Below are 22,613 nucleotides of genomic sequence, written 5' to 3'. Positions count from 1 at the left end.
AAGCCAGGCCGAATCGATTTCGAACATAGGTGCGCGACGATTTTAGCCAATCATGCCAGGGATGGACTGAATCAGTCGTCGCGAGTAGTCCACCAGGGTGCTAAGCATCCATGGCCCCAAAGCCAACAAACAGAAAAAGATTGCTAGTACTTTGGGAATAAACGACAACGTCATCTCGTTGATTTGAGTGGCCGCCTGAACAATTGAAACCAATAAGCCAATCACGAGCGCAATTATTAATAAGGGGCCAGCCACGAGTAGCATTGTCCAAAGGGCATCTTGACCTAAATTTAGAACCACTTGTGCATTCATTGAATTGCCCGCTTGATTTGCCATCGTCTTGGAGTATTTTCTCAGCCAGGGCTTTTGCGTTGTGTAAACGAAATGCACTGATTTGATGACATATTTTTCTGTCCGCACGATGATACGTTTGCTAAATTGAAAGGAAGCAAACTCGGCGGATTCTTTATGTACGGAGCCAAAGCATACAAGTCGGTAGACCTTAATACCGCAGTCATATCGGCTTCTCCGCACGCACTAATCACGATGTTGATGGATGAGGCGATCAAGCGCATGCGTTTGGCGAGAATTCACATGGAGGAGCGCCAGTTTGCCGAGAAGGGCAAATGCATCGGTAAAGCGATTCAGATCATACAAGATGGGTTGTTGGCCGCTTTAAACATGGAGCTAGGCGGGGAAATCGCCCTCCGTTTGAAGGGAATCTATGAGTACATCACCCAGCAATTGGTGTTGGCGTCGGCTCGCAACGATGATGCCTTAATTCAATTGTGTATCGAGCTACTCTCAGAAGTAAGGGCTGGTTGGGTGGACATTGCGCAGGAGGGGTGATGGCTCAGTTCAGAACCGAACCCCAAAGTAGCCTCTGCGTTGGATTGTATGCCTCAATTGCCGAGCAATCTGCACGCGTGTTGAAGTGCGCTCAGCAAAGCCAATGGGAGCAGTTTGTTGTCGAGGAATCAGAATTGGCCCGGCTGATCGGTGCTCTGGATGGCATTGACGAAGCCCTGGATGCGCTATCTGAAGGCGACGTGCTATTGCGCACGGTGTACCTTCGACAGATCATGGATGACAACGCCAAAACACATTTGTTGGTGTTGGAGCGCACCCAGGAGCTTGAAAGGTCCTTGACGCTGCAGAGCAACAGCCAAAAGCTGGAGCGCGGCTACGGTGGTGGGGCCTTTGAAGACTGAGGGCCTGCCGAGCCCATTGATCCAGCAGCGCACCCAAACCTTGTTTTCGAATTCGATCGGACAGGTTCAGGGAGCCGTGTCGGCTCGCATGACTGATGAATTTCAGCAACAGCGTCTGCAGGGACGAGCTCTGACTGGTCAGTTCATGGGTTTTGACCCGAATGGTTTGGCCAAATTGAAAGTTGGCAATGTGGTTGTGCGGCTTTTGCTTGAGGTGGGAACCAAGCCTCCGGCAATCGGTGCCAGCATGGTGGTAAATATTACGGGCCGGCAGCCTACCCTTAAGTATGAATCGTCCTCACCGGCGAATCACCCGCACCTTGAAGTGTTTGATGAAGTCTTGTCGCGTCGAATCGCGCAGGGCGATATCGAAAGCGCGGAGGATGCGCCACATTGGCCACTAAGCAAGCATTTCCTTCATGACCGTGAGGTGGATGTACTATCGCAAGTTAGCAAAGATGGAGTCTTGCTTGGTAAGGTCAGCCAAACGTTTAATCCAAGGGAAGGAGTAAAGCTGGAGTTGATGGCCACGCAATTGGGATTGCTTAGTCGTGTGGGTACAGGTGGGGCGAACCAAGCGGCGTTGGATGTTGATCCGCGCAAGTTGCACCCGTTGTTGGATGCTTTGGGCATGCAAGCCCCCGATGTCCAGTCCTTTCAATCCAAGATCCAAACGCTTGCCGATTTGTTACGCCAGGCCATTGAGCGCAGCGGCTTGTTTTACGAATCACATATCAAACGTTGGCGCGCTGGGCAGTACCCGATGGAACTCCTTCAAGAGGAGCCCCAAAGTGATTGGGAGCCCGCTGCGGTGCTGCGTGCCCAATTTGACGGTCTGGTGCCAGAGCAGACCAAGTCTGCATTGATGGCGAACTTACAACTGAACCTGCTGCACAACCATAAATTTGCGGTGGTATTCCCTGGCTTGTATGGCGAGATGGTGCACCTTGACATCGAGCTTGGTCGGTCCAAGCGAGAATCCTCGGAGCAGCAATCGGAGGGGCGACCTCATCATGATGAAATCATACAAGGCATCCATTTCAATTTGAAAGTTACCTTGCCCAACTTGGGGCGCGTACATGCACATTACCGGATGTGGGCAGAATCTGGTTTGCTAGAGCTAACGGTGGAGGCGCATGCAGTTACTTGGGTTAAAGAAGAGCTCTCCAAGTTAACCGGGGTTTTGAGGGCTGCCCGCATTTCTGTAAAAACCTTTTGTGGCGAAAACCCATAAAAACCCCTCGTTTCTTTGCCCAAAAGTAAAGCGGAAGTCAACACAATGAATCCAATTTGTGGATTTTGTGCACCCTATGTCAGAACTTCAAACCGTGAATGCGCAAGGCGCAGCCCTGGCCAATGCTCCTGGTCTTACCGCATCGGCGGTACCAGGCGCTGCTGCTGCGCCGTGGTCGGCTGATGAGCTTTTCAAGGGGTTGAAGGGGCTAGACCCAAAAAAACGCTTGATCTTGCTAATTGCATTGCCTTTGCTATTGGGGCTACTGGTGGCCGCTGCCTTGTGGAGTGCCCGACCTGATTACAAGGTCTTGTTCTCTAGTGTGAATGAAACCGATGGAGGCGCCATCATCAATTCACTGAAGCAAATGGGCGTGCCCTACCAGTACAGTGAAGGTGGTGGTGCCATTCTGGTTCCATCTGACAAAGTGTACGAAACCCGTTTGCAATTGGCCAGCCAGGGGCTTCCCAAGGGAAGTGTGGTTGGGTTCGAGTTGTTTGAGAATCAGAAAATGGGTGTGACGCAGTTTCAGGAACAAGTGAACTTTCAGCGGGGCTTGGAGGGTGAGCTGGTCCGATCCATTCAATCTCTCGATGCTGTACAGTCTGCTCGAGTGCATTTGGCGCTTCCAAAAAACAGCGTATTTCTGCGAGAGCAGCAAACCCCCACGGCTTCGATTGTAGTTAACCTGTTGAGAGGTCGCTATTTAAGTCGTGAGCAGGTTGATGGGATTGTCCATTTAGTGGCATCAAGCGTGCCACAACTTAATCCTAGGAGTGTCAGCATCGTCGATCAAACGGGAGCCTTGTTGACTCAAAATGCCAAACCCAACGATCCAGCCACTTTGACAGCCGATCAAATGCTCAAAGTTCAAAAAATTGAAGACACTTTAAACAAGCGTGTGATGGATCTATTACTGCCGATTGTGGGTGAGGGCAACGTTAGAGCCAGTGTGACTGCAAAGGTGAACTTTCAGGAGGTAGAGCGTTCTGCCGAAACTTACAAGCCCAACAACGAAAGTGGTAATGCGAGTATCCGAAGTCAGCAGCAGGCCGAGAACAAAGAGGGTGCAAATGCCAATCCAAGCGGTGTGCCTGGGATGATTTCCAACACTCCCGGTGAAACGGAGGCTCGAATTGGCGCGCCACCGAATGCTGGTAATCCGGCGAACCCTGCTCAGGTTGGTGGTCTGCAAAGCCGCGAGTCGTTGATCAACTACGAGGTTGACCGAGAGGTGATAAGAACAAAATCCAATCAGGTCGATATTGCGCAACTAAATGCAGCTGTTCTGTTGAATCATAAAACCATCACCAACAGTCGGGGGGAGGCGCGTGAAGTGCCTTTTACGCCAGCTGAGATGGCCTCGATCGAGAAAATGGTCAGTGATGCCTTGGGCATCGACACAGCGAGGGGTGACACTCTTTCTGTTGTAAATCAGAACTTTGTGAGCCCCCCGGTGGAAGAAGAGTTGACCGCAGATCCTTTAGTGTGGCAGGAGCTTTTAAGGTCTTCCATGGTGCCAGTGTTATTGGCTGTGGTTGCCTTGGCTTTGATATTTGGTTTGCTCCGACCCATGCTGAGGCCAGCGCAAACTATGCCTGCCGAAACTTTGCAAGTTGCGGCTGATCCTTTGATGCAGAAGGAGGACGACACTTGGCCCGAGCCAGTGGTATTACAGCGCAGGCCTGAAATGCCACCCTTGGTGATTCAAAGCAGCGACAACCGCCAGGTCGAGGAAGTGCAAAGGGTAGTGCGCCAGAATCCGGAATTGGCAGCGAATATAGTGAAGCAATGGATAGGCGACTGATGTGAGCGGAGCGGTTCAATATGGCTGAAAATGCAGCTCCACAGGCTGAGCAAATGACCACCGGTGCGCAACAGGGTGGTGCCACCGTGGTTCACTCGCGTCCTGAGGATGGCCTAGATAAGGCGGCAATTTTTATGTTGACCCTTGGCGCCGATGACGCGGCCGAAGTGCTGAAGTTTTTCGGCCCACGTGACGTTAACCGATTGCTGACCCGGATGACTGCCTTAAAGGATGTGAAACAAGATCGGGTAGACTCGGTGACCCGCGAGTTTCTTGAAGTCACACTGGATCAGAGTGCTATTGGCACTTCGTCGGATCAATATATTCGGACCATGCTGACCAAGGCATTGGGCGAGGAGCGCGCAGGCTTTTTGGCGGATCGGATCCTACAGTCCGGTGATACTTCGGGCATCGAAAGCTTAAAGTGGGTTGATGCATCTAGCGTCGCCGAATTGATCAAAAATGAACACCCGCAGATCATCGCCACGATACTGGTCCATTTAGAGCGCGACCATGCGGCAGCAATCTTAAATGAGTTCCCAGATAAGGTTCGCAAAGACGTTACCATCCGAATTTCTACCCTTCATGGGGTGCAGCCCAATGCATTACGTGAGCTCAACGAGGTGCTGTCCAAGGCCTTAGCGGGTGGAGAAAAGGTAAAGAAGTCTACTTTGGGCGGCACCAAAACTGCGGCGGAAATTCTGAATTATGTGGGTACGGCCAATGAACAGGCCGTGTTGGAATCCATCCGAGAATACGATGATCAACTGGCCCAAAAAATTCAGGATGAGATGTTCGTATTCGACAATTTGATGGAGCTGGACAATCGTAGCCTGCAATTGGCCTTGCGCGAGGTTGACAATGCAGTGTTGGTCATTGCATTGAAGGGTGCACCCGAAGCCTTTAAGGAGCGCATCTTCCAGAATATGAGCACACGTGCTTCGGAGGCTGTACGCGATGAACTGTTGAATAAGGGACCGGTTCGAATCTCGGATGTGGATGCTGCCCAAAAGGAGATCTTGAGAATTGTTCGCCGAATGGCCGACGACGGATTGATTGCACTTGGTGGCTCTGGGGAGGATGCGTTTGTCTAATTCACGTGTGATGCGTGGCCTGGATGAGGCCCTGCCATGGAAAAATCTTGCCCCCGATAGTCAAAGCCCGATGGGTGATTTGCTAGCCCACCGCGATATGATTCGGCGCCGGGAAGAGGAGATCTTAAAGAAGGCACAAGCGCTTCGCCAGAGAGAGGCTGAGGTAGACCAACAGGTCAAGGCCAGCCGAGAGTCTGCTTGGGAAGAAGGACACCGCGAAGGTTACAACGCTGGGTTGATGCAGGCCAATGAAGAAGCTCAACGTTTGGCCGAAGTGTGCGTGCGCTTGCAAGAGGAGCTGAATCTGGTGCAGCATCAGTTGGCTGACAAGGTGATGCGACTGGTGGTCACGGCCTGCAGGCAAGTTGTACAGGATCATACGCTTCAATGCCCTCAATCTGTGACGCAATTGTTAAAGCAGGCGATTGCATCCATTAGTGCAGATGTGGTTTACATCACCGTGGCCGCATCGCCCGCCACAGTGGCCGTGTTTAATAAGCATCTTTCTGCCCTGGGGCCTCTTTCGACGCAGGTTCAGCAATCCGTTGCTGTCACATTCAAATCAGATGATCGCCTAGCCGATGGGGGATTCATGGTGTTCCACACCGCTGGACAAATGGACTACTCCATTGAAATGCGGTGGAAGCAGGTCATGTCCACTTTCACGGATGGCAGCGAAGATCTTCACTACAATGCCAGCCGCACTTCAAGTTAGGTCAGTGCTTGGGCAGTGGCTTGACGACTGCACAAAGCAGGTTTGCCATGCCGACAAAGTAGTGGTGTCTGGCCGATTGGTTAGAGTCTCTGGTCTGGTTGTTCAGGCCTCTGGCCTGGAATTGGCGTTAGGCGTGCTTTGCCATATTCACCACGGTGAACGTATCACTGAAGCTGAGGTCGTTGGATTTGCCGATGGTTACACTTACCTCATGCCATTGGGGGATACGGCAGGCTTGAGACCTGGCTTGCGGATTGTGCCTCAAGCAGCCCAGTGGCAGGTTCCGCGGCTTGGGGTGCCCCTTCCGGTGTACGAGCTTGACCAGCAGCACAGCAAACACTTGCCCGTTGGCGACGGTTTGCTTGGTCGAGTTCTGGATGCCAACGCTCGCCCACTAGATGGGCTAGGTCCTTTGACATATACCCGACGTAACCCGCTCACGGTACCGCCCACCAACCCCATTGAGCGTGTCCCCGTGCGCACGCAGATTGATGTCGGAGTTCGGGCCATCAATGCCTTACTCACTGTGGGCAAGGGGCAGCGTCTGGGTTTGTTCGCGGGTTCGGGGGTGGGCAAGTCGGTGCTGTTGGGTATGATGGCCCGATTCACCTCAGCCAGTCGAATTGTTGTCGGTTTGATTGGTGAGCGAGGGCGGGAGGTGAAAGAATTTATTGAGGATATCCTGGGAGAAGAGGGCATGGCGCGGGCGGTGGTGGTCGCGGCCCCTGCGGACAGTTCCGCTTTGTCGCGCCTGCAGGGTGCGGCGTATGCAAGCACCTTGGCGGAATATTTTCGTGACCAGGGGCACGACGTGATGCTTATCATGGACTCCCTGACACGGTATGCCCAAGCTCAACGCGAACTTGCCCTAGCCATCGGTGAGGCGCCGGCCACCAAGGGATATCCACCGAGTGTATTTGCAAAATTACCTGCATTGGTTGAGCGTGCGGGCAACTCTGCAAGCTCTGGCGGCTCAATCACGGCGTTTTACACCGTGTTGTCTGAAGGAGATGATCAGCAGGACCCCATTGCCGATGCTGCGCGCGCCATCTTGGATGGGCACTTCGTCCTGTCACGCAAGCTCGCAGATCAGGGTCATTACCCCGCAATCGATATTGAGCAGTCCATTTCCAGGGTTATGCACAATGTGTCCTCGGCAAGCCACATGGAATCAGCACGCTTGTTCAAAGGGCTTTACAGCAGATATCAGTCCAATCAGGACTTGATTTCGATCGGCGCTTACTCCCGCGGCGCAGACCCCGTTGCCGACCGGGCGATTGATCTTCACCCAGCCATGATGGCCTTTTTGCAGCAGGACATGAATATCCCTTGCGACATGCAACAAAGCCTCAATGCCTTGGCAGAAGTGTTTGGGCATGGCGAAGCTGGGCAGCTCGACTAAAAATACCGTATTTTCGGCGTGTTTCTTTCTACGCAGCGTTGGTATCAGGTTTCACACTGCCAACAGGAGTATGGAGGACGCATGTCGAACGCATTGGTGTTGTTGAAAGACCGGATTGGAATTCAGGTGAGCGAACTTGAAACGCATATGGCCTTGATTCAGGGCAATATTGTGAAAGGTCAGCGTAGCATCGATATGCTCACCGACTATATCCGCCAATACAGCGAAAAACTTGTCACGATGCGACCAGAGGTCCCCATTCATGATGAGTTACTGCCCTTGATCAATGGAATAGAGCTTCGTGCTCACAACACTTTTGCTGCTCGTTTGATGACCGCCTTAACGGCACAGGTTCAGCAAAATGAGCAAAACCAGAGGTACTTGGCGCGTGCGATGGAAAATTTGCAAGTGCTAAAAACCCGCCACAAGGCTCTAGAACATGTGCTGGAAAAACGCATGCAGATGCGCCGCTTGCAGGAGACGCGTAGGGAGCAAAAGGAAACCGATGAAATGGCCAATTCACGGCATGTTCGGCTGGTTCGGGGCAAGACCATGGTAGGGGGTGTGCGATGAGTGTCCCTCAGGCCACCTTGAACGACACCCTAAAGGGTTGGCTGGACACGAGCCGTATCAAAGCCCTGGGCGCTCCCTTGTTCATCTTGCTGGTGTTGGCCATGATGGTATTGCCTCTACCCGCAGCAGCTTTGGATGTGCTTTTTACATTCAATATTGCCTTGTCGATGGTGGTGTTGGTCGCTGCGTTGTATACCAAAAAGCCGCTGGACTTTAGCGCGTTTCCCACAGTGCTGCTGGTTACTACACTATTGCGGCTTAGTTTGAACGTGGCCTCAACTCGCGTGGTGTTGCTCAACGGTCACGAGGGAAGCGATGCCGCCGGTAAGGTGATTGAAGCGTTCGGTCACTTTTTGATTGGGGGCAATTTGGCGGTCGGGATTATTGTTTTTGTGATCTTGATGGTGATTAATTTTGTGGTCATCACCAAGGGTGCTGGTCGCATCGCAGAGGTGTCTGCCCGATTTACTTTGGATGCCATGCCAGGCAAACAAATGGCCATTGATGCCGATTTGAATGCAGGGTTGATTAGTGAGTCTGAAGCCAAAAAGCGGCGACAAGAAATCGGGCAGGAAGCCGAGTTCTACGGGTCAATGGATGGTGCGTCTAAATTTGTGCGTGGCGATGCGGTTGCTGGTGTGCTGATTCTGATTATCAACATCGTGGGTGGTCTCGCTGTAGGTATGATGCAGTACGACCTTAGCTTTTCCAGCGCTGGTCAAAAATATGTGTTACTCGCCATTGGCGATGGTTTGGTGGCCCAGGTGCCCGCGTTGTTGATCTCCGTGGCGGCGGGGTTGGTGGTCGCTCGGGTTGGCAATGGGCAAGACATCGGCAGCCAAATGGCTTCGCAACTGGCCCAGTCGCCCCAAGTATTCGCCATGTGTGCTGGCGTATTGCTGATGTTAGGGATGATCCCCGGCATGCCCAATCTGCCTTTTTTGCTTATTGGTGCGGGCATGGCTGCCATGGCCTTTCAGATGCACAAGAAAGCGACCCAACCGACGCCTAATGAGCCATCCAGTTCTGCCCTTGATCAAGCCACTCGCGAGGTGGCAGAGGCCAGCTGGGATGATATCAAGCCGATTGAAACCTTGGCATTGGAGATTGGCTATCGCCTAATTCCGTTGGTCGATCGGGGGCCAGACAGCGATCTGTTAAAGCGCATAAAGGCAGTACGTAAAAAATTCACTCAGGAAATGGGGTTTCTTCCGCCGCCTATTCATGTGCGTGACAACCTCGATTTGCCCCCCAATTCTTATCGGTTGCTCATAAAAGGGGTCGTCGTGGCGCAAGCAGAGGTCGAGCCAGGCGAATTTTTGGCCATTGACCCCGGTGAGGTTGTTCTAAAGCTGCCTGGGCCTCAAACCACAGATCCCACATTTGGAATGCCTGCTTACTGGATTGAGGCCGGTCATCATGAACGCGCTTTGGCTGGTGGATACACCGTTGTGGATTGCGCGACGGTGATGGCCACCCACGTATCGCATGTTCTGGGTAACCATGCAGCAAAACTGATTGGACGATTGGAATGCCAACAATTGTTGGAACATTTTGGAAAAATGTATCCCAAGATGGCCGAGGAACTGATTCCAAAAATGATTTCAATGTCGGTCTTCCAGCGTGTGTTACATAACCTGTTGGATGATCGTGTCAGCATTCGCGACCTTCGTACTGTGATTGAGTCTTTGCTGGACTATGCACCGCGCACCCAAGATCCTTCCGAGTTAACCAGTGTGGTTCGCATTGCTTTATCTAGTGCGATTGTGCAGGGTTTGGGCCAGGGCGACCGGGAATTGCAAGTGTTGGTGTTCGATCCAAAACTCGAGAATATGATCATCACTTCCAACCAGGGGCAAGCGCCTGCTGACGTGGCCATCGAGCCGAATTTGGCCAATTCGATGGTGAACAAGGTGACTCAGGAAGCCCAAAAACTACTAGGCCTCGGGCAAACGCCAGTGCTACTTGTGCAGGATTTTTTGAGGCCTGCACTGGCGGCATTGCTGCGCAGAGCGGTTCCCGGCCTGATTGTGATTTGCCACAGTGAAGTGCCCGAAAGTAAAAAAATTGCCGTGTTGTCGGTGATTAAGTAAGAGAGGTTGACCGTGTTGCTTAAACGAACTGCTCCAACCTCGGCTGAGGCCATGAAAATGATTGCCGAAGAATTTGGCAACGAGGTTGTGATTGTATCCACCAAACAAGTGGCCCATGGCATCGAAATCGTGTTTGCGTGCGCTCAAAACACGCTGGAAAAAGCGCGTGAGGCGCAGCCACCCCGCCCAGAGCAGGCCCAGGCCAGCCGCGCCCCATTGGGTCAAGCGGTCGCAGCACCCAACACCGAGGCCTTGGCACGTGAAATTGAACAACTCAAGGCCTTGGTTCAGCAGCAATTTAGCCAAATGAGCTGGCAAAGTTGGGCAAGTGGCGACCCCATGCGTGGCCAGTTGTGGCAAGACCTTCAGGATTTGGGTTTTTCGCCCATGGTGGGTAGGACCTTGGTCGATTCAATCCCGCAGGGCCTAAATCACAGCCAGGCGAGTGCGTGGGTCATCGAGGCCATCACTTCCAAACTGACTGCTCTTCAGCCTGAAGTGGAAATGGTTCAAAAAGGCGGCGTGTATGCGGTTGTTGGTCCCACAGGAAGCGGCAAAACCACCACGATCGCAAAAATTGCTGCGCGCTGCATGGCCTTAAAAGGACGCAACTCAGTTGCACTGATTACCACTGACACGTATCGGATATGCGCAATTGACCAACTTAGAACCTATGGAAAAGTCATTGGCGTGCCCGTGCATGTTGCCCTACATTCTGGTGAGCTGGAGGCGCATCTGCAGGCGGTGAAGGGCAAGCACTTGGTACTAATCGACACCATGGGCTTGTCACCCCGGGATGTGCAGGTTACCGAGCAAATTGGGCTTCTGGATCACAATGAAATTCACAAGCTGTTGGTGATGAATGTGGCTTCACAGCCACGCGCTTTGGCCGAAATGGCAGATCGTTTTAGAGGCAATGGTTTTTACGGCGCCTGTCTCACCAAACTGGATGAGTGCTCTACGATTGCAGGCACTATTGACCTGGCACTGCGTGAGAATCTCAATCTGATGTACATGTCGACCGGGCAAAAGGTGCCTGAAGATTTGTTCTTGGCCGACCCTCAGTTTTTGGTCCAACGCGCCATGCGTCGCCAATATGATGCGGCGTATGCCCGAACGGAAGAGGAATTAAATTGGCTGCGCTACGGTGTGGCCAACGATGTGGTACGCAGCGATGTTCGACGCACTTGAAAAGGCCGCGCTGCTAGAGCGGCATGTGCCATTGGTCCAGCAAATCGCGCGTCAAATTCAACACAAGCTCACTGCCAATGTGGAGCTCGATGACCTCATTCAGGTGGGAATGATTGGTCTAATGGACGCTTTGCAGCGTTACACACACGGTGAGGCCTCTTTTGAGGCCTACGCGCATTACCGCATTCGTGGCGCCATTATGGACGACTTACGTGAGAAAGACGATTTGCCGCGCGCCATGCGGCAGATGAAAAAAAGAGTTGAACAGTGTGTGAATAAGTTGACCCATGCCCTTGGAAGGAATCCCAGTGATGGCGAATGTGCTGCTGCTTTGGGAGTTGATTTGACCACTTTTCAGGGCTTTTGTGCTGAATATGAAAATTTACAGGTATTTTCAATCGAGGATCTTGGTGAGTCGGATTCTCCAAGCAATGATATTTTAGACCGCATGCTTCACAACCCTCATGGTCTTGACGAACAAGAGCACAAGGCGCAGCAGCAGGAAGAGATGTTAAAACTGCTCGAGCAACTGTCTGATCGCGAGCAGATGGTACTTCGTTTATATTTTGAGCAAGAGATGACTTTCAAAGAAATTGGTAGTCTGATGGGGGTTAATGAAAGCCGCGCCTATCAGATGCATGCCAACGCCATCGCTAGCCTAAAGGATCGGGCTGCCCAGCTACCGTCTCGTTGAAACCTCCTCCAAATAGCCGCGCGAAACCCCCGCTTTTCCAGCCTTTGAAACAAGACGGTCTGGGTAATATGAGATGGTCAACCCTTGACCTGATCAATTGTTACCATGAACACAATCCAAACGGAAGTCAATGCCGAGTTTTTCAGACGACTGGAAGAAGCCGCCCGTCAAACATTGATATCGGGTAACTACGAGAAGAACTCATTGATCAACCCTGCCACGGTGCTGATGTTACTCAATGAGCTCCAGCGCAGCAGAGATGCCTATGTAAGGTCAGCCACTGAAGGCGAATACCCTCAAGGCTACCGGGATGGCTGGATTGACGCTAGGCTAAGCCCCCCCAGAGACTGCAAACCAGTGGCCTGGGCAATTGTTCAATCTGGGGAACATTTGGTGAAGGTGTACAGTGAGCCTCCACGGAATGTACCTACTGGAGCGCAGTGTCGACCCCTGTACATGCAACCTCAAACCTCGCAGTCATCAACCTCGGCAAAATAGCGCTGGTAGTGTTTACTGTCCAAGTTTACCTTTGGTCCTGGGCGACTTTGAATGTCACATAGGCTGCACACAAAACGACCTGCTATATCGTAGGGGTCCACTACAAAACTGCCATCGCAAACAGTGCACTGAACCGTGCGAAGCACGCCGCTTGCCACATGACGGTGCAGGCTCCAGGCGCGGGTGATACTCAGTAAAGGGGGGTTATCGATGGCTTGCACGGTATTTAGGTAAAGCGTGTACGCTGCGATCAGATGATCGACTCGGTTGAGGGTCGGATTATTCTGCTCAACGTGCCGGTGAATGCTCACAAAAAGGCTGGCATGTGCATTCGACGCACGAAATAAAAACCAATCCGTCGAGAACGGGAGTGGCCCTTTTTGAGGCGCTTCACCCTTGACTTCGCGGTATATAGAAAGACAGCGATCGCGAGATAGGCCCGGAAACTCGCTTTGTATGACTTGCAAGCGAGCGCCTAGTTCCACCAGACGTTTGGCCTTGTGGACGCAGCATGCATCGTCAATTACGCTTTTTTTTTGGTTCATCGCTGCCCGGCCAAAGCTGTCCGGCGCGATGGTCTAAAACTTAATATGCTGGCATGCAAACCAGCCAGGCGAGGGTCGGCATGCGCCTGTGTGGCTGTGTTAAGCAGAAGGAGGTCGTCATAGCGCAGCGTACAAAGCGATACCGAGGTACTCGCTAGTTGAAGAAGTTCTGTGGTGCCCATTTGTAGTAACCGCTCGGCAATGTCTTCGCTCAGGCCCAATTGGGTCTTCGCAGTGGTTCGATCGGCATGCAACATTTTTTGTGCAAGCAAAAGAAAATTCAAATTCAAGTCTCGCAAGTCGCTCAACATGCGTTCCCCAGCTTGTTTACCCATGGCAATTGAAGTCATGGCATCTCCCGTGTCAATACACACACCTTGTAGTGCGTGAGCTTTCGTCTTAGAATTGGCGCATTGGGTTGTGGAAAATCCATTGGCTTTTTCTTCAAACGTTCCAGACCAGTGTAAAAATTGAGGAACGTTCTGATGGGAAAGAAAACCGCAATATTTGGAGCATTTCTCCTGCTAGCCATTGCTTTGGCTGGCACTGCCTTTGGTTGGCAGTATTACCGAGCTCTCCAGTTTCAAAAGTCATTTCAGCATTGGGCTGAACGCTCACATATTGAATTGGGCCATTGGCGTTTCGGCATGGGAGATCTTCAGCAGTTGGTGAGGTTCCCCAATGCGCAAGGGCAATTTCGTTTAAATATTCAGAACCGCTGCACAGGTTTATTGATCGACTTGGGTGTGGTGAAGTACAACATGCCGCACCTGCCTTTTTCGGTCAATACCGGCGTGTTTGAATGGTTTCCTGCCGCTTGGGAGGACCCTAAACCGATGTTGCAGCTTACTGCGGTTTTTGAGAACCAGGGGCTCGTGCTTTCTCTGCGCAGTAATGATTGGTTGCAAACGATTTCACTGAGGCCCGAGTTTACGCTTCAGGTGCAGCCAAATCGATGGGATATCTTGTTCAAATCTGATCTCATAAGATTTGCAGATGTTACAGCCACCCCAGATGACCTCCTGATTCGCGAGCTAGAGTTAAAGCTCAAGATAGACCACCTCGATCCCATTGAATCAAGTTTAAACATTAAAACAGCACAGTTCAGCATTGGTGAATACAGCGTTGGCCAGTCCAGCCTGCAGGTGTTAGCCGACTCCGAGGAGACGGGCCAAATACTGTGGACTGCTGAAGGGCAAAGTGATGCAGTGACCTTCGGGGATTGGCGCTTGGGTAACGCTATCTTGCGCGGCGAGCTCTATGTTGGCGACACCACCGCAGCCCTTGATATTCTGGACTCTGCGGTACAAAGCTGCGGTGGCTTTGCAACAGCCAAAAGTCACGAGTTTAAAATTCAATCCGCATACAACAGTCTCATCAATACAGGTCTAAACGCCAGCTTAAGTCTGCAAGGCGATTTGCATGGCAGCAAGCCTTTGGCGCAGTGGAATAGCAAAACCAAGGTTCAAATGAATCCACAAATCGATTTCAACACTGGGCAAATTCATTTGGCGCGTTCCATCGAGATTCAGCATGAAAGTGACATCCCCTTTAACCGTGTTGGAAAAAAGCAGCGTGACCAGGCAATGGCCAGTGGGTTTTTTTCAGAGTTGGAGTTGATGGGGAGATATCAGGCCAAGTGGACCAAGAATGCCTTGATGTTGCACAACCATTGGAGCCAATTGGCTCGCCAACATTCACGTGGCGACGACAGCACTGCCGCTGTCTGGGCCCAAGGTTTAAAAACCGCCCTCACCGATTGGGAGCAGGCCTTGTATCTGCGTGAGTTTGCATTGAGTCAGGCCGTCGAGCCGACTCCCAGGGTGAATTTTGAAGGTTTGCAGGGGGTTCGCATCGATGCGCAGGGAGGGGTGCGCAAGCTGTTGGTGGTGCCTTAAGGGTTTTTAAATAGAAAACAGTGGAATTGCCCCTGTTTCAGTTTGCGCAAATACACAAGGCCAGCCGGATAATCAATAAAAACATTTGGGAAGCAAGCCCATGAAAGTGATCATCAGTTTTGTAGTGGCCAGCCTAAGCATTTTTGGGGGGTATGCATTGGCCGGCGGTCAAATGTATTTGCTCATGCAACCTGCCGAATACCTCATCATTGTGGGCGGTGCTGCTGCGGCGTTTTACCTGGGGACGGGGAGTAAAACCATGAGCCTAATTCGTCGGACGCTAAAAAACAGCTTTCGGCGCGAGTCCCAGACCGATGATTACTTACAGGTGATGGGTTTGTTGCATGATCTTCTGACCAAGCTCAGTCGTGAGGGCATGATCGCGGTAGAGGCTGACATTGAGCGGCCAGAGAGCAGCCCCCTGTTTGACCGTTATCCCAGTGTGATGCAGGACCGAGCCACCTTGGAGTTCATTACCGACTACCTTCGCATGATGGTTACCTCCAAGTTGACTGGTTCACAAATTCAGAATGCGATGGATGATGAAATCAACACCCGCCGCAAAGAGAACGACAAAGCCAGTGGTGCGCTTTATCGTACGGCCGATGCCTTACCTGCGTTTGGAATCATGGCAGCGGTGATGGGGGTGGTGCATGTGATGGGCTCGGTAGGGCAGGTGAGCAATGCCGAGCTGGGTGTCATGATTGGCAGCGCCCTGGTGGGTACTTTTGTGGGTGTTCTATTTGCCTATGCCTATGTAGGACCTCTGGCTCAGTTTGTCGAAAACCGACTCAGCGAAAACATAAAAAAACTTGAATGTATCCAAGCGATTTTGGTGGCACATATTGGTCACGGGTTTTCGCCAGCGCTGGCCGTTGAGTTTGGTCGTAAAACCCTCTATAGCGGTGTGCGTCCGAGTTTTGACGAGATGGAGGCGCACCTGCGTGGTTTGCGCGGCGCTGGTGTAGGTTCGCAGAGCAACAGTTCTCCTCCCATGGGGCAGAGCAATGTGTTTCAGGCCCGCTAATGTTCTTAAGTAAGTTCCATCCATGAACCGGCCCCACTGCGATGCTCGATAACAACTCCAGCAAACAAGCTCCGGTCGAGATCGTTCGTCGATCTCAGTCCCAAGAAGAGCCCAAGCCCTTCGGTGCATGGAAACTGGCTTACGCCGATTTTGTGACGGCCATGATGGCATTTTTTTTGCTGATGTGGTTATTGTCATCCCCAAAACCTTCAGACCTTGCTGGGCTGGCAGATTACTTTACCCTGAGCAAGCCCGAGGCCGCCAGGGAGAAGGGCCAGTCTTCCTCTCAAAGCGAATCCAAGGTGGAGTTTTCTGGCGGTAAGGTCAAAGAGCAAGATAGCAAGGCTGCTAGCGAGCAAAAGCCCACCAACAATATGCTGGAAATGGCAAGGCAAGAACTGGAAATCCAACGCGAGCGGCAAGAGGCCAAACGCCTAGAGGAGCTGAAAAAGCAAATTCAGGACATGATTAACAAAGACCCGAACACGCGACCGTTTAAAGACCAAATTGTGTTGGATAACAGCGTGGAAGGTTTGTTGATCCAATTGATTGATGGTGGCAAGCGACCCATGTTCGACTCGGGCAGTGCCAACCTGAAGCCCTATGCAGCAGATATCCTGGGCAGATTGACCCAGGTACTCAACCAGGTAGATAACCGTCTCACTGTGACAGGGCACACCGACAGCGTGGCTTTCACTTCCAGAGGCGGCGCTTACACCAATTGGGAGTTGTCCTCGGACCGGGCCAACTCTTCCCGTCGTGAAATGATGAACCAAGGTTTGCCCGAAGAAAAAGTGATTCGCGTGGTTGGCATGGCGTCGTCCAACCCTTTGGTGGAAGACAGCGCTGAGGCTGTAAACCGCCGGATCGAAATTCTGGTCCTGACCCGCAAGGCCGAGGTGGCCTTGTTGAAACGTCGAATACTGGAAGGGCTATGACCACCGAACCACATGAAGATATGAGCTTTTTGGAGTCGATCCCCAGGATCAATAAAATCACAGGTGTGCGCGAGGTTGAGCACCCAGGTCGCAACAGCACCTTTAAGGATTCATTGCCGCTGCAGGGCAGCACTGTCTTGATGTTAGATCGCAGTGCGCCATCCACCAAGCATTTGAAAGATGAGCTTGCTCTGATGGGGGCTACTCAATTTGATGTGGTGCACAACCCCAACGATTTTTTTCGTTATGTATATGACCGCAATTACGACTTTGTGTTCGTAGACTTCAACATTGACGAGCGCCGTAATGGCGTGTTGGTGCTAGAGGAGCTGCGTGCATGCCAGCCAGCGCATTTCAATAGCAGCTTGATTGTGGTCTCTGGGGACAGGTCCTCTAGCGCTCTGGTTGGCATGATGGAATTTGAGCCTGATGCCTTTTTAATCAAACCCTTTTCCGCAGAGGAGTTGTCAAAAAGGGTGATTCGAATTCACGCGCGCCGCATGGTCATGAAGCCGGTAATCAAGGCGCGTGTTTACAAGCAATACGAGGCCGCCCTGGCCTTGTGTGATGAAGTGCTACTGGAATTCCCACACTATGACAGAGAGATATTTCGCCTGAAGGTGGACCTGCTGATGCTGGCCAAGCGCAACAAAGCCGCAGAGGTTTTGTTGAAGGGCTATACGGGCTTGCAGACGCCAGCTTGGATTGACCTTACCCTTGCACGCATCAGCCGGGAGCGGGGCGATCGTGCCGAGGCTGAAAGTTGGCTAAGAAAATCGATCAGCGGCACACCGCATTTTGTACAGGCTCACAACATGCTCGCCGAGTTGCTTGTAGAAAGCGGGCGATGTGAAGAAGCCTTAAGTGTGCTGGAGGGCCTGAACTCTGTGGTGACGCCATCCATACACCGTCTGCGCTTGATGGCTGAGTTGACAGAGCTCCAGGGCTATGAAGATCGCCAGCGCAATTACCTTGCCAAGTTGATTGAACGCACTGTGGGTACTAGCTTGTTATCGCCCAATGATTTTTACCAATTGGCCAAGGCCCACATTGATAACCAGCGTCCTGATGAAGCCTACAAGGTGCTTGGTCGCATGCGCAGCATGGTCGATGCTGTTGAGGCCGAAATGGCCGAGAACCTTCTACTGGTTTATGGTTACTACCTGAACAACGACATTGAGCGCGCGCGCAACGACCTTGAAACCGTGGTGAAGCGACAAATCAGCAAAGGCATACACCTATGCCTGGAGGGGCAGTTGATTTTGATGGGTCTGTGTGCACGATTGGGTTTGGCTAAAAAAGCAGACTCGCTACGTTTGCAGCTGACCAAAAGCACCAACAGCCCTGCCACTCTGTTAAGGGTACAGCGCGCTGTGCAGGCGCCTGCTCAGCCCAGCCCGAAAGGGGAGACAAATTCACGTGGGCGCGCCTTACGCTAGTTGGATGGCTCAGTTGTTTTGTTGCTGGGCCTGAAGGGCACCTAGTCTTTGACTGAGCAGGTTTTGGCTTGCTTGCAGGCTGGCTAGGCTTGCGTCTAAAGCGGTGAATTGCTTGAAAAGACTTTTCTCCAAACGTCCCATCCGCTGATCAAAACGCAAGCGGTCGTCGTCGATGCGACGGATCGCCGCGTTCAGGGAGTCGTTGCGTAAGGCCAAAGGACCACCAGCTTTAATCGTGTCAGCCAAGTAGGAGTCCAGTTTTTTCAACAACCCTTTGGGCTGGCTCGCGCTGCCTGCAAAAAACTCGATGGCTGAATTTGGATCAGCTTGCACTTTGGCATCAAATTTGGCGCTCTGGTCAAACACCATCACGCCTTCTTTGTCGATCTTGAGGCCATAGTCGGCCATGGTCTGTTCAAGCGCCCCTTCAGCCAGTACGCGACGAATACCTTGCTCGACTTGGCCTGGCAGCGCTTCTCTGCCCAGTTTGGCGTCTTTGCCTTGGCTCAACTTTAAGAAGGTGATGGTTTTGTTGTAAGCGCTTACAAAATCGGTAAGGCGGGTTTTAAGTGCTGTGTTGTCAATGCCAAAACTGCCAGTCACCGTGCTGCTGCCCACTTTTTGCGCAGTAAACGTGATGCCACTGATGGTGCTATTGAACTGGTTGCTGGCGCTGCTGAAGGGTTCTCCGTTGATGGTCACAGCAGCATTCTTGGCCTCTTGTGTGCGGAGCATGTCTGGGTTTGATGCTGGAGCGGCAGCATCGAAGGCCAGTACATCCAGCTCGGCAATGCTGGAGGTGATGCTAAACGATTGGGCGGCCCCGGTGTTTTTGCTTTCAATCACCAAGCGACGCTCACTAGTTCCTGCCAGGGTTTCTACACGGGCCTGCACAGACTCTTTCAAGCCTGCTTTGGCGTTGATGGCATCGGCAATCGCAGTGAGGCTGTATTGTCCGCCTGTGCTGGCCACATCCACTGTGAAGTCCGCGCCCGCGTTGTTTAAGGGGTCAAGGTCAAACGTTAGCACCGCATTGGCATTTCCACCATCGACAATGTTGCCATTGGTAAAAGTGGTGCTTTGCACAGCCTGGCGACCGGCCAGTGTGCTGATGTTGAATTCATACGTGCCGATGGTGTTGTTTTGCAGGGTGACATCAAGCACCGTGGGGTCAGAGTTGGTGGTTTTTTGGCTACCCTTGGACAGCTCAGTGAGCTTTTTGCCCGCGTCTTGTAAGTTGGTGAGGTTACTTTTCAATGCACCGAACTGACTAATACGTTCGCGGAATTCTGCTTGCTTTGCTGCTTTTGGGGTAAATTTAGCGCGTTCTAACCGAACCAGTTGGCCCACGATGCCATTGATGTCCAGCCCAGAGCCAAGTCCGCTTGCAGAAATTCCCATGCCTTAAATGTCCTCGCCCAACATGCGGGCCACCACTGCTGAATTAATGTTGGCTTGTGCCTTGATTGCGTTCTCGCGAGACCCTTGCATGGCTTGCCCAAGGGCGGCCATCATTTTCTCCATGCCTTTTCGGTTGTTTAGGTCTTCTGTGGCCTTATTGCTAGCAGTGCTTACCGTGTTAGTGAGATTCTCGAGACGAGTTTGCGCTTTGCTCAGTGCCTCGTTGACCACGCTGATAGCCTCAGCCAATTCTTGCAGGGTGCCGGTGTCGGCTTTGTCTAATCCGCCCTTGGCCACGCGAGCTAACACGGCCACGGCCTCAACCACGTCAGCGAAGCTGGCATTGTCGCTACTGGCCAGTTTGCTTTTGATGTCTTTCAATTCCTGCTGTGCGCGCACGTTGGCGATGTTTTGCAACAAGTCCAACGCCTTGTCGCCGGCCTTTCTAAGCTGCTCGTCCTCTGCACCTTCTAGCACACGCTGTTCAATTTCTTGAAATGCACTATTGGCTGCCTGGAAGATGCTCTGCGCCCCTTGCAGTTCTTTTAAAAACGAACTGGCCGTATTGACCTGTTGTTGCTTTACGCCACTGAGCTGAAGCTGCTCGCTCTGCGCATCGGCACGCGTTGCAGGTGCGACGCCTCCGCCGCGGCCCAATGTGCTGCCCTCGGATGTTTTTGGGGTGATCAGGTTCAAGCTATTTTGGTTCACGGCATATGACCCCGGTGCATTGGTGCTAAAGGGCATTGTTCTTCTCCAAGAGGTAATACGACCAGCCCATCACTGAACTTTACTTTTCTACACCATACCCCCGTAACGCAGTTTTGCCACAAACGAAATCGGGTCAAAACCGAGGTTTTGACCCGAAAAAGCGCGTCTCAATTGAGGGTTACGCCAACAGGATGGCACCCCTGTTTATGTATTTATTAGCCCAGCAGAGACAACACGCTCGATGGCAACTGGTTGGCCTGTGCCAACACAGACGTGCCAGCCTGCTGCAGAATCTGCGCACGGGTGAGGTTTGCAGTTTCTTTGGCAAAGTCAGCGTCAATGATGCGGCCGCGGGCTGCGGACAGGGAAGTGATGCTGGTGTCGAGGTTGCTGATTACCGATTCCAGCCGGTTGATGCCAGCGCCGAGTACTGAACGCTGTGAGCTTACAGACTCGATGAAGGTGTCGAGCTTACCGATGGCGGCGCGGGCGTTGGTACCATCCGCACCGTCAATATCTGCGCCAGACAGGTAAGTCGCTTGGTCAAAGTTACCCCCGCTTACGGCAAGCTGAATTGAAAGGGCACCAAGGGTAATCGATGTGGCCCCGTTGGCTGCCGATACAGTAGGGACATCCAAACCATTGGCCCCGCCCAAGGTGATTGCGTCGATGTCGTTACCAGTGACGGCTACTCCAGTGATCGCGTCTCCAACCACATCGCCATTTCTGTCTAAAAACTCAACTGTGCCCACTTGGTCAGCGGTGCGGGTAACTCGCAAATCAGCGTTTCCGTCACCGTCTAAGTCGTATGTGGCTTTGTCACCGTTGGCTGCCAATACGCCGTTAGCTGGTCCATCCACAACGCCAGCGCCTGCCGCTTTGATTTGAGTCAGAGTGATGGTGTCTGAGGTCGCTTGTCCGATGCCAGCAGCGGATTGGGTCGTGGTACTGAAGGTATTGAATGCGCCTTCGATGTCACCCAGCGCAACGATTAAACTATCCAGACCACCGCTGTTGTCGTTTGCTCCAACCTGTACATCCAGGTCGATTGCGTTGCTTGTTAGAAGTTCAATGCCGTTGAAGTTGGTCGATGCAATGATCGACTGAACGTTCGACTTAAGAGCGTCGTATTCTTCGGTCAGCTGCTCGCGATCGCCCGCAGTCAAGGTACCTGTAGAGGCTTGCACTGCCAGTTCACGCATGCGCTGCAGGCTGTCTGTGACGGAGCCCAATGCACCTTCAGCCACTTCCAGGGCAGAAATGCCGTCGTTGGCGTTGCGCTTTGCCACTTCCATGCCGCCCACTTGTGCGCGGAATTTTTCAGAAATTGCCAAACCAGCGGCGTCATCTTTGGCGCTGTTCACGCGCAGGCCTGAGGACAGTCGCTGAATGGCCGTACTCAGGGATTTTCCTGTTTTGGCGAGGTTGTTCTGTGCGAACAAACTAGCAACGTTTGTATTGATACCTGACATGTTTCTCTCCCAGTAAAGGCTGTCTAACCTTTGAATCCGAGGGTTGATTCCCTCTTATTGAGCGTTTACGAGAAAGAAAAAACTGAACTTTACTTTTTTGTTTTACTTAAGCGCAGCTCATCCTTAGTCCTTAAAAATCAACAAGCGGCTTAATTCTTCAATTGTCTGTTTGCCTTCCAAGGTGAGACTCACCACAACTTCCTCCGGCCCCTTGCCTTGTAGACGGAATAAGCCATTCTCGGTTTCCACCATCTGATGGTGAGTGCCATCAGAACCTGGCTTGCTGGCTTTTGAGTAGCCCACAGTAGGAAACCCCAATTCTTTAAATACTGTTTGTATGTCGTCGCCTTTGAGACCCAACATTTTTTGCCACTGGCTGTGGGTGGTGGTTTTGCCTTCCGATTGGCGTTGGGCCACCAGTAGAAGTACACAAGCCGACTCAAATCCCATGCGTGGTAGGCTTTTGCGTCTAAAAAAACCCAACAACCCCATCACTTGAAATAGTTTGGTTTGATCTTTTTCGTTGAACTCGTCAAACATGCGGTAGCGCGAGCGCAGACCGGAGGTCCGCAATTCATCATCTGTGGGTGTGTCCATTTTTAGCTGGGTGCGTTTCAACATTTCAAATGCCCGTTTTTGGGTGGATTTCAATTCTCACGCGAAGACAAAC

General features: G+C 52.1%; 22 protein-coding genes. 15 read left to right on the top strand and 7 right to left on the bottom strand.

Annotated features, from left to right (window positions below):
• Positions 1–42 precede the first annotated feature (42 nt).
• Positions 43–420, bottom strand: a complete 378-nt coding sequence (gene fliQ / locus ACEQU8_RS12660; RefSeq protein WP_370264079.1) for a flagellar biosynthesis protein FliQ — start codon at positions 418–420, stop codon at positions 43–45.
• Between the two features lie 48 nt (positions 421–468).
• Here fliQ and fliS point away from each other — a divergent pair, with 48 nt between their 5' ends.
• From fliS to ACEQU8_RS12605, 11 genes are all read left to right on the top strand, one after another.
• Positions 469–849, top strand: a complete 381-nt coding sequence (gene fliS, locus ACEQU8_RS12655; protein ID WP_370264078.1) for a flagellar export chaperone FliS — start codon at positions 469–471, stop codon at positions 847–849.
• The gene (locus ACEQU8_RS12650; RefSeq protein ID WP_370264077.1) at positions 849–1,211 is read left to right on the top strand and encodes a hypothetical protein; all 363 of its coding nucleotides are present in this window, start codon (positions 849–851) and stop codon (positions 1,209–1,211) included. The genes fliS and ACEQU8_RS12650 overlap by 1 nt, the downstream gene beginning before the upstream one ends.
• A gap of 88 nt (positions 1,212–1,299) precedes the next feature.
• The gene (locus ACEQU8_RS12645) at positions 1,300–2,445 is read left to right on the top strand and encodes a hypothetical protein (RefSeq protein ID WP_370264076.1); all 1,146 of its coding nucleotides are present in this window, start codon (positions 1,300–1,302) and stop codon (positions 2,443–2,445) included.
• A gap of 94 nt (positions 2,446–2,539) precedes the next feature.
• Entirely contained in the window at positions 2,540–4,252 is a 1,713-nt protein-coding gene (gene fliF / locus ACEQU8_RS12640) for a flagellar basal-body MS-ring/collar protein FliF (RefSeq protein ID WP_370264074.1), read from the top strand.
• A 53-nt stretch (positions 4,253–4,305) separates the two neighbouring features.
• A complete protein-coding gene (gene fliG / locus ACEQU8_RS12635; protein ID WP_370264123.1) occupies positions 4,306–5,346 on the top strand; it encodes a flagellar motor switch protein FliG in 1,041 nt (346 codons plus the stop codon).
• Entirely contained in the window at positions 5,339–6,061 is a 723-nt protein-coding gene (locus ACEQU8_RS12630; protein WP_370264073.1) for a FliH/SctL family protein, read from the top strand. Before fliG ends, ACEQU8_RS12630 begins: the two co-directional genes overlap by 8 nt.
• Positions 6,039–7,463, top strand: coding sequence for a FliI/YscN family ATPase (locus tag ACEQU8_RS12625; RefSeq protein WP_370264072.1), 1,425 nt, complete (start codon positions 6,039–6,041; stop codon positions 7,461–7,463). The genes ACEQU8_RS12630 and ACEQU8_RS12625 overlap by 23 nt, the downstream gene beginning before the upstream one ends.
• 81 nt (positions 7,464–7,544) lie before the next feature.
• Positions 7,545–8,036: a flagellar export protein FliJ gene (locus ACEQU8_RS12620; RefSeq protein ID WP_370264071.1), complete on the top strand. Its 492-nt coding sequence runs from the start codon at positions 7,545–7,547 to the stop codon at positions 8,034–8,036.
• The gene (gene flhA / locus ACEQU8_RS12615) at positions 8,033–10,129 is read left to right on the top strand and encodes a flagellar biosynthesis protein FlhA (protein ID WP_370264068.1); all 2,097 of its coding nucleotides are present in this window, start codon (positions 8,033–8,035) and stop codon (positions 10,127–10,129) included. Before ACEQU8_RS12620 ends, flhA begins: the two co-directional genes overlap by 4 nt.
• A 12-nt stretch (positions 10,130–10,141) precedes the next feature.
• Positions 10,142–11,320 carry a flagellar biosynthesis protein FlhF gene (gene flhF, locus ACEQU8_RS12610; RefSeq protein ID WP_370264066.1) on the top strand — a complete coding sequence of 393 codons (1,179 nt, stop codon included), beginning with the start codon at positions 10,142–10,144 and terminating at the stop codon, positions 11,318–11,320.
• Positions 11,304–12,014 (top strand): sigma-70 family RNA polymerase sigma factor, encoded by a 711-nt coding sequence (locus tag ACEQU8_RS12605; protein ID WP_370264065.1) that lies wholly within the window; start codon positions 11,304–11,306, stop codon positions 12,012–12,014. The genes flhF and ACEQU8_RS12605 overlap by 17 nt, the downstream gene beginning before the upstream one ends.
• A gap of 464 nt (positions 12,015–12,478) precedes the next feature.
• Here the strand turns inward: ACEQU8_RS12605 and ACEQU8_RS12600 are convergent, their stop codons facing one another.
• Both ACEQU8_RS12600 and ACEQU8_RS12595 read right to left on the bottom strand, forming a co-directional pair.
• The gene (locus tag ACEQU8_RS12600; RefSeq protein ID WP_370264063.1) at positions 12,479–13,057 is read right to left on the bottom strand and encodes a FlhC family transcriptional regulator; all 579 of its coding nucleotides are present in this window, start codon (positions 13,055–13,057) and stop codon (positions 12,479–12,481) included.
• Positions 13,054–13,407, bottom strand: coding sequence for a flagellar transcriptional regulator FlhD (locus ACEQU8_RS12595; protein ID WP_370264061.1), 354 nt, complete (start codon positions 13,405–13,407; stop codon positions 13,054–13,056). Before ACEQU8_RS12595 ends, ACEQU8_RS12600 begins: the two co-directional genes overlap by 4 nt.
• Positions 13,408–13,704: 297 nt before the next feature.
• On the opposite strand from ACEQU8_RS12595, the gene ACEQU8_RS12590 reads away from it, so the two are divergent.
• From ACEQU8_RS12590 to ACEQU8_RS12575, 4 genes are all read left to right on the top strand, one after another.
• Positions 13,705–14,955: a hypothetical protein gene (locus ACEQU8_RS12590; RefSeq protein WP_370264060.1), complete on the top strand. Its 1,251-nt coding sequence runs from the start codon at positions 13,705–13,707 to the stop codon at positions 14,953–14,955.
• A gap of 100 nt (positions 14,956–15,055) precedes the next feature.
• Positions 15,056–15,982 (top strand): flagellar motor stator protein MotA, encoded by a 927-nt coding sequence (gene motA, locus ACEQU8_RS12585; protein ID WP_370264058.1) that lies wholly within the window; start codon positions 15,056–15,058, stop codon positions 15,980–15,982.
• 41 nt (positions 15,983–16,023) lie between these two features.
• Positions 16,024–16,920, top strand: a complete 897-nt coding sequence (gene motB / locus ACEQU8_RS12580; protein ID WP_370264056.1) for a flagellar motor protein MotB — start codon at positions 16,024–16,026, stop codon at positions 16,918–16,920.
• Positions 16,917–18,359, top strand: coding sequence for a response regulator (locus tag ACEQU8_RS12575; RefSeq protein WP_370264055.1), 1,443 nt, complete (start codon positions 16,917–16,919; stop codon positions 18,357–18,359). The genes motB and ACEQU8_RS12575 overlap by 4 nt, the downstream gene beginning before the upstream one ends.
• Before the next feature lie 9 nt (positions 18,360–18,368).
• Here ACEQU8_RS12575 and fliD read toward each other — a convergent pair whose 3' ends face one another.
• From fliD to ACEQU8_RS12555, 4 genes are all read right to left on the bottom strand, one after another.
• On the bottom strand, positions 18,369–19,760 hold the full coding sequence (gene fliD / locus ACEQU8_RS12570) for a flagellar filament capping protein FliD (protein ID WP_370264054.1): 1,392 nt from the start codon (positions 19,758–19,760) through the stop codon (positions 18,369–18,371).
• 3 nt (positions 19,761–19,763) lie between these two features.
• Entirely contained in the window at positions 19,764–20,507 is a 744-nt protein-coding gene (locus ACEQU8_RS12565; protein WP_370264052.1) for a hypothetical protein, read from the bottom strand.
• 179 nt (positions 20,508–20,686) lie between these two features.
• On the bottom strand, positions 20,687–21,943 hold the full coding sequence (locus tag ACEQU8_RS12560; RefSeq protein ID WP_370264051.1) for a flagellin: 1,257 nt from the start codon (positions 21,941–21,943) through the stop codon (positions 20,687–20,689).
• Between the two features lie 123 nt (positions 21,944–22,066).
• Positions 22,067–22,564: a hypothetical protein gene (locus tag ACEQU8_RS12555; RefSeq protein ID WP_370264050.1), complete on the bottom strand. Its 498-nt coding sequence runs from the start codon at positions 22,562–22,564 to the stop codon at positions 22,067–22,069.
• Between the last annotated feature and the right edge of the window lie 49 nt (positions 22,565–22,613).

The organism is Limnobacter sp. (assembly GCF_964228395.1).
Taxonomy (GTDB): domain Bacteria; phylum Pseudomonadota; class Gammaproteobacteria; order Burkholderiales; family Burkholderiaceae_B; genus Limnobacter.
This window is presented reverse-complemented; position numbering and strand designations above follow the sequence as displayed.

Bases quoted from the DNA above. Each gene is read 5' to 3' on its own strand.
- fliS (WP_370264078.1), top strand. From the start codon at position 469: ATGTACGGAGCCAAAGCATACAAGTCGGTAGACCTTAATACCGCAGTC.
- ACEQU8_RS12650 (WP_370264077.1), top strand. From the start codon at position 849: ATGGCTCAGTTCAGAACCGAACCCCAAAGTAGCCTCTGCGTTGGATTG.
- ACEQU8_RS12645 (WP_370264076.1), top strand. From the start codon at position 1,300: ATGACTGATGAATTTCAGCAACAGCGTCTGCAGGGACGAGCTCTGACT.
- fliG (WP_370264123.1), top strand. From the start codon at position 4,306: ATGACCACCGGTGCGCAACAGGGTGGTGCCACCGTGGTTCACTCGCGT.
- ACEQU8_RS12625 (WP_370264072.1), top strand. From the start codon at position 6,039: ATGCCAGCCGCACTTCAAGTTAGGTCAGTGCTTGGGCAGTGGCTTGAC.
- ACEQU8_RS12620 (WP_370264071.1), top strand. From the start codon at position 7,545: ATGTCGAACGCATTGGTGTTGTTGAAAGACCGGATTGGAATTCAGGTG.
- flhA (WP_370264068.1), top strand. From the start codon at position 8,033: ATGAGTGTCCCTCAGGCCACCTTGAACGACACCCTAAAGGGTTGGCTG.
- ACEQU8_RS12605 (WP_370264065.1), top strand. From the start codon at position 11,304: ATGTTCGACGCACTTGAAAAGGCCGCGCTGCTAGAGCGGCATGTGCCA.
- ACEQU8_RS12600 (WP_370264063.1), bottom strand. From the start codon at position 13,057: ATGAACCAAAAAAAAAGCGTAATTGACGATGCATGCTGCGTCCACAAG.
- ACEQU8_RS12595 (WP_370264061.1), bottom strand. From the start codon at position 13,407: ATGACTTCAATTGCCATGGGTAAACAAGCTGGGGAACGCATGTTGAGC.
- ACEQU8_RS12590 (WP_370264060.1), top strand. From the start codon at position 13,705: ATGGGAGATCTTCAGCAGTTGGTGAGGTTCCCCAATGCGCAAGGGCAA.
- motA (WP_370264058.1), top strand. From the start codon at position 15,056: ATGAAAGTGATCATCAGTTTTGTAGTGGCCAGCCTAAGCATTTTTGGG.
- motB (WP_370264056.1), top strand. From the start codon at position 16,024: ATGCTCGATAACAACTCCAGCAAACAAGCTCCGGTCGAGATCGTTCGT.
- ACEQU8_RS12575 (WP_370264055.1), top strand. From the start codon at position 16,917: ATGACCACCGAACCACATGAAGATATGAGCTTTTTGGAGTCGATCCCC.
- fliD (WP_370264054.1), bottom strand. From the start codon at position 19,760: ATGGGAATTTCTGCAAGCGGACTTGGCTCTGGGCTGGACATCAATGGC.
- ACEQU8_RS12565 (WP_370264052.1), bottom strand. From the start codon at position 20,507: ATGCCCTTTAGCACCAATGCACCGGGGTCATATGCCGTGAACCAAAAT.
- ACEQU8_RS12560 (WP_370264051.1), bottom strand. From the start codon at position 21,943: ATGTCAGGTATCAATACAAACGTTGCTAGTTTGTTCGCACAGAACAAC.
- ACEQU8_RS12555 (WP_370264050.1), bottom strand. From the start codon at position 22,564: ATGTTGAAACGCACCCAGCTAAAAATGGACACACCCACAGATGATGAA.